Below are 5,723 nucleotides of genomic sequence, written 5' to 3' on the forward strand. Positions count from 1 at the left end.
ACAGACCCACTGGCCACAAACCTGAAACGGTGACCCGCGAAGTCCGGGCCTAGATCGCCGACCCGCCCACCATGGCCGGAGGGCAGGTCCACCATCCACAGCGTCACGAAGTGTGTCGGCAGGACGCGGGTCACCGGCCGGTCCGCCGCGCCGATCGCGGGACCGAAGAACACATCCAGGATCCACACGAACAGCACCAGCACGGTGCCGTTGACCGGGTTCGCGACCAGGGTGCCGATCAGCGCACCGATCGCCAGGTAGATCCCGCGAACTTCAGCGTCCCGGCCAGTACCCGCCCCGGATCGTCCCCGAGTCCGGTCCGCAGCTGAAGGGCGAGCAGGGCAGCGGCGGCGGCCAGCAGCGCCAGTACCAGGCCGGTGGTCATACGGGCGGCCACCAGACGGGAGGGGGCCAGCCCGGCCAGAACCAGGCGGCGGTCGGCCGCGCGGGCGGCGCGCATCTGGAAGTACATGGCGATCGCGGCGATGAAGGCGGCAGCCCACCCGGCGGTGGCGGTCTGCACCGCGGGACCGCCGGGGCCGCCGAGCAACTCGGCGGCATCCGCCATCGGTCCGGCGGCCACCACCACGAACACCGCCGGGACCAGGACCAGCACGAGCAGGTTGACCGGGGTACGGGCGGCCTCGATGAGGAACCGGCGGGCGAACGGCAGGGCGCTCACCGGGGCACCGCCCGCCCGTCCCGCAGCTGAACGATCCGGTCCAAACGCTCCTGGTCGGTCACGAAGTGACTGATGATCAGCACGGAGCGGCCCGCCTGGCGGCGCTGGCCGACCAGGTCCCAGAACTTCAGGTAGGTGTCGAAGTCGGCTCGTCCAGCAGCAGCACCGCGGGGTCGGCCAGCAGCGCCAGGCCCAGGTTCAGCTTGGCCAGCGTCCCGCCGGACAGGCGATCCGCGCGGGTGCCGGCGTAGCGTTCGAAGCCGAGCGACGCGTAGATGTCCTTGCGCGAGCGCCGCTCCGCTTCCTGGGACACGCGGTAAGCGATGTCATAGGCCATGGCGGCCAGGATCAGTACGCCGATGCCGACGGCTACGGCGGTGGTCATTTCGCTCCTCGCCGTGCCGTGGACGCCGGTATCCGGCCGGTCAGCGCCGGCCGGATCCGGGGTTCTGGTGCTGGTCGTGCTTGTGCAGCGGGTCGTCGTCCCGGTCGTCACGGCTGTGACCGCCGTGCATGTCCTGGCCGTGCATGCTCTTCATCATGAAGAACATCATCAGCGGGCAGGCGGCCACGAGGGCGAGCCAGACCAGGCTGCCCAGCGACGCGCCGAGGACGAGCGCGCCGACCACGGCGATGGCGGCTGCGATCGCGTACAGGCCGTAGTTCTGGTCGTTCTTCATGGCGGGGCCTCCTCCTTGGGAGGGCGTGTCAGTGTTTGGTGACAGGGCCCGAGGACCGCAAGGCGGTCAGGCGTTGCTGGTACTCCTCCTCGTCGATCTCGCCGCGGGCGAACCTCTCGGCGAGCAGTTGCTCGGGAGAGGGACCGGCCGGGCTGTGGGTGTGCTCGTGGGGGCGGCCCAGGGCCCGGAAGAGCAGGACGGCGGCGGTGATGATCATCGCCCAGAAAAGAATCATGCTGGCCGACATGGCGAACCAGCCCCAGCCGCTGACGTCGTGGTCGTACCAGAACATCATCACCATCACGTCCCCAGGTCATCCGGGTGGCGGGCGCAGGGCCCACGCCGTCCGGCCCCGTTCTTGTGTTGCTTTTAGAGTCCTGCCGTTCTGACCTGGGCGCACAGGGTCCACTGGTCCCGGCGGTGGGGCCGGTCAGCCCCTACCTGGTTGGGGTAGCCGCGAGTGAGGCTGGAGGGAGTGAACACGCAGGGAGGAAGAACTGCCATGGGTGTTGCCGATGTCGTCGTGGTGGTCTCCGCGTCCGTGCTGATCGCCGGTCTGGGCTGGTTCTTCTTCGGTCCGCGCAGGGCCCGCAGTGCGCGGACGGAGGGCGGGGTACAGCGGGTCGAGGTGATCGTGCGGGGTGGCTATACCCCCGACGTCATCAAGGTCCGCCAGGGGGTGCCGGTGGAGCTGGTCTTCGACCGGCAGGAGAGCGGGGAGTGCACCTCCCGGGTCGTCTTCCCCGATCTGCGGGTCAGCGCCGGGCTGCCGGCGTACGCGCGCACCACCGTGCGGGTCGATCCGGCCAAGGCCGGTTCGTTCGGGTTCGCGTGCGGGATGAACATGATCCACGGCACGCTGCTGGTCGAACCGGTCAGTGGCACGGATGCCGCCCCGGACGGTGGAGGCCGGACGGCGGCTGTCACCCCGACTGCTGCTGGGCCGGCGAGTAGTCTGCCGGGCGGCGAGGCCGCGGCAGGCGAGGCGGAGGCCGCGGAGTCCGCCGAGCGGCTCGCGGAGATCGCCGACCTTATCCGGCGGGTCGCCGTCGGGGCGGTGCTGACAGCCCCGGTGCTCTTCGCCGTCATGGCGCACGAGCTCTTCGGCGCCGGCTGGGTGCCTGGCTGGCTGCTGAACCACTGGTTGCAACTGGCTCTGATCACTCCGGTGATGCTCTACACCGGCTGGCCCATCCACTCCACCGGCTGGCTCACCTTGCGTCACCGCAGCGCGGACATGAACTCCCTCATCACGCTGGGCACCACAGCCGCGTACGGATACAGCCTGATCGTCACGCTCGCCCCCACTCTGCTGCCCGAGAACGTGCGCGAGGTGTACTTCGAAGCGGTCGGAGTGATCCTCACCCTGATCCTGCTCGGCAGGCTGCTGGAGGCGCGCGCCAAGGCCGGCACCGGTGAGGCCATCCGCGCGCTGCTCGGGCTGCAGGCCCGCACCGCCCGCGTGATCCGCGACGGCACCGAGACCGAGATCCCGGTGGAGGACGTGGCGGTCGGCGATGAGGTATTGATCCGGCCCGGCGAGAAGGTGTCGGTCGACGCGGAGGTGCTGTCGGGTTCCTCGGCGGTGGACGAGTCGATGGTCACCGGCGAGCCGATGCCGGTCACCAAACGCGCCGGGGACACGGTCATCGGCGCCACCGTCAACGGCACCGGGTCCTTGCGGGTGCGCGCGAGCAAGGTCGGCGCCGACACCATGCTCGCGCAGATCGTCCGCCTGGTGCAGCAGGCCCAGGCGTCCAAGGCCCCCATCCAGAGGTTGGCCGACGCGGTCTCCGCCTACTTCGTACCCGCCGTCATCGCCATCGCCATCGCCACCTTCGCCCTCTGGTACACGGCGGGACCGGCACCGGCACTCACCCTTGCGCTGGTCTCCGCAGTCGCCGTTCTGATCATCGCCTGCCCCTGCGCGCTCGGCCTGGCCACCCCGCTGTCGGTCATGGTCGGCACCGGCAAGGGCGCCCAGGCAGGCATCCTGATCCGCTCCGCCGAGGCGCTGGAGACCGCCCACAAGCTGGATACCGTGGTGCTGGACAAGACGGGCACCGTCACCGCTGGGAAGCCCGTGCTCACCGACGTGCACACGGCCGAAGACTTCCAGGAGAACGAACTGCTGGCCCTGGTCGCGGCGGCCGAGGCGGACAGCGAGCACCCGCTCGCGGCGGCGATCGTCACCGGGGCCCGGGAACGCGGCCTCACCCCGCGTGCGGCGGGCAGTTTCGACTCGGTCACCGGCAAGGGCGTGCAGGCCACCGTCGGTGGCCGCGCCGTCCTGGTCGGCACCGCCAGGCTGCTGACCGACGCCGGCATCGATACCACCGCACTGGCCCCGGTGGCGGCCGAGCTGTCCTCCCAGGGCAAGACTTCCGTACTCGCGGCCGTCGACGGCCGCGCCGGCGGAGTGCTCGCCGTCGCCGACACCGTCAAGGACGACTCCACCCAGGCCATCGCAGCCCTGCAAAAGCTCGGCCTCGACGTGGTCATCCTCACCGGCGACAACGCCCGCACCGCCGCCGCGATCGCCGCCCAGGTCGGTGTGGACCGTGTCCTGGCCGAGGTGCTCCCCGAGCACAAGGCGGATGAGATCCGCCGCCTGCAGGGCGAGGGCCGCACGGTGGGCATGGTCGGCGACGGCATCAACGACGCCCCCGCGCTGGCCGCCGCCGATGTCGGGCTGGCGATCGGCACCGGCACCGACGTCGCCATCGAGGCCGCTGACATCACCTTGATCTCCGGCTCCCTGACCGGTGTCGTCACCGCGATCCGGCTCTCGCGCGCCACCATGCGCAACATCCGGCAGAACCTGTTCTTCGCCCTTGTCTACAACGCCATCGGCGTCCCGCTCGCCGCCGGAGCCCTGTACCCGGTGTGGGGCATCCGCCTCAGCCCGATCATCGCCGCCGCCGCGATGGCCCTGTCCTCCCTGTCGGTGGTCACCAACGCATCCCGCCTGCGGCGCTGGCGTACCAGCCCGCTGCCGCCCGCCGCGGCGGCAACGGTCGAACCAGGGGCCGAGCCTTGGACGGAGATACCGGCCGATCACGTGCCCCAGCCCGCCACGACACCGGAGAGCGAAGGGAGCAACGAGCGCCCCGGCCACGACCAGCAACACGAGTCCGCCACCGCTGTCACCGACCCGGTGTGTGGCATGCAGATCAACCCGCAGACCGACGCGGAGCGTCACGTGATGGACGCAGAGTGGTACTACTTCTGCTCCACCGGGTGCGCTGCCACCTTCTGCGCCGACCCGGACCGGTACCGGGCATCTGCTGCGCACGGCACACCACGAGGAGATGACATCAGGTGACCACCGTCTCCGGACCCGCAGGTACTCCGGACCGGGCACCGGGCGCGGCCCCGCACGGCTACGCCGAGCACAAGTCCGACCATCTCGCCCGGCTGCACAAGGTCGAGGGCCAGGTGCGCGGGGTGACCCGCATGGTGGACGACGACCGGTACTGCGTCGACGTCCTCACCCAGATCAGCGCAGTCACCCGAGCCCTGCAGGAAGTCGCGCTCGGCCTGCTCGACGACCACGTTCGGCACTGCGTGACCGACGCCGCCCGCTCGGACCCGGACGCGGGCGAGGCCAAGCTCGGCGAACTCGCCCTCGCCCTGCGGCGCACACTGCGCCTGTGACCGCCTCCGCGACCCAAGAGCCCGATAAACCCCTCGGGGGTATGCCGGCGACGGCGGAGAGGGCGCCAAATTCTGGCAGCAAGTCCTCACCGACCTGCGCAACCGAGGAGTCAAGGACGTCCTCATGCTGGTCTGCGACGGGCTGTCCGCCCTGCCGGACGCGGTCGCGAACATCGACGAAGACGACCGGGTAGACCGCTTGAATTCCATCGACGTGTGGCCCCGAACCGTCGTGCAACGCTGCGTCGTTCACCTGATCAGGCAGAGTCTGCGCTACGCCTCGAGGCGGGACTGGCCCGAGGTCGCCGCCGACCTGAAGCCTGTCTACACCGCGGTCAACGAGGCCCAGGCCCGCGAGCGGCTCGACGAGTTCGACGCCAAGTGGGGCCACAAGTACGCCAGCATCGCCGCCGTCTGGCAGCGCGCCTGGAGCGAGTTCGTACCGTTCCTGGCCTTCCCCGACGCGATCCGCGAGGTCGTCTACACCACCAACAGCATCGAGTCCCTCAACGCCCGCTACCGCCGCGCGGCCACCGCCTGCGGACACTTCCCCAACGAACAGGCGGCGCTCAAGAGGATCTACCTGGCCACCCTCGCCCTCGACCCCTCCGGCCGCGGACGCAAGCGCTGGAACAACAAGTGGAAGGCAGCATTGAGAGGTGTGCAAGCTGAAGTTGCTGGTCACGGGGCTGGTGTGCGTGGGC

The 5,723-nt window shown here is 70.3% G+C and carries 7 protein-coding genes and 1 pseudogene; 3 read left to right on the forward strand and 5 right to left on the reverse strand.

From position 1 onward, the window contains the following. The 5 genes and pseudogenes from RB628_RS39165 to RB628_RS39185 all read right to left on the reverse strand — a co-directional run. Positions 1 to 203: pseudogene (locus RB628_RS39165) on the reverse strand (hypothetical protein); the annotation flags it as partial. A gap of 35 nt (positions 204 to 238) precedes the next feature. Beyond that, positions 239 to 682 carry a hypothetical protein gene (locus tag RB628_RS39170; RefSeq protein ID WP_318325421.1) on the reverse strand — a complete coding sequence of 148 codons (444 nt, stop codon included), beginning with the start codon at positions 680 to 682 and terminating at the stop codon, positions 239 to 241. A 127-nt stretch (positions 683 to 809) separates the two neighbouring features. After that, positions 810 to 1,067 carry an ATP-binding cassette domain-containing protein gene (locus RB628_RS39175; RefSeq protein WP_318325422.1) on the reverse strand — a complete coding sequence of 86 codons (258 nt, stop codon included), beginning with the start codon at positions 1,065 to 1,067 and terminating at the stop codon, positions 810 to 812. 40 nt (positions 1,068 to 1,107) lie between these two features. Next, a complete protein-coding gene (locus RB628_RS39180) occupies positions 1,108 to 1,362 on the reverse strand; it encodes a DUF2933 domain-containing protein (protein ID WP_318325423.1) in 255 nt (84 codons plus the stop codon). Positions 1,363 to 1,390: 28 nt separating this feature from the next. Further along, positions 1,391 to 1,657 carry an SHOCT domain-containing protein gene (locus RB628_RS39185; protein WP_318325426.1) on the reverse strand — a complete coding sequence of 89 codons (267 nt, stop codon included), beginning with the start codon at positions 1,655 to 1,657 and terminating at the stop codon, positions 1,391 to 1,393. A 207-nt stretch (positions 1,658 to 1,864) separates the two neighbouring features. Between RB628_RS39185 and RB628_RS39190 the strand changes: the two genes are divergently transcribed. The 3 genes from RB628_RS39190 to RB628_RS39200 all read left to right on the forward strand — a co-directional run. Continuing rightward, positions 1,865 to 4,687: a heavy metal translocating P-type ATPase gene (locus tag RB628_RS39190; protein ID WP_318325424.1), complete on the forward strand. Its 2,823-nt coding sequence runs from the start codon at positions 1,865 to 1,867 to the stop codon at positions 4,685 to 4,687. Next, complete coding sequence (locus tag RB628_RS39195) at positions 4,684 to 5,019, forward strand: metal-sensitive transcriptional regulator (RefSeq protein ID WP_318325425.1); 336 nt, start codon at positions 4,684 to 4,686, stop codon at positions 5,017 to 5,019. The genes RB628_RS39190 and RB628_RS39195 overlap by 4 nt, the downstream gene beginning before the upstream one ends. Positions 5,020 to 5,113: 94 nt before the next feature. Then, positions 5,114 to 5,723: transposase (locus RB628_RS39200; RefSeq protein WP_318325427.1), on the forward strand; the 610-nt coding region annotated here is incomplete at its 3' end.

This window comes from Streptomyces sp. ADMS, assembly GCF_033441795.1.
Lineage (GTDB): Bacteria > Actinomycetota > Actinomycetes > Streptomycetales > Streptomycetaceae > Streptomyces.

Bases quoted from the DNA above. Each gene is read 5' to 3' on its own strand.
- RB628_RS39175 (WP_318325422.1), bottom strand. From the start codon at position 1,067: ATGACCACCGCCGTAGCCGTCGGCATCGGCGTACTGATCCTGGCCGCC.
- RB628_RS39180 (WP_318325423.1), bottom strand. From the start codon at position 1,362: ATGAAGAACGACCAGAACTACGGCCTGTACGCGATCGCAGCCGCCATC.
- RB628_RS39185 (WP_318325426.1), bottom strand. From the start codon at position 1,657: ATGATGTTCTGGTACGACCACGACGTCAGCGGCTGGGGCTGGTTCGCC.
- RB628_RS39190 (WP_318325424.1), top strand. From the start codon at position 1,865: ATGGGTGTTGCCGATGTCGTCGTGGTGGTCTCCGCGTCCGTGCTGATC.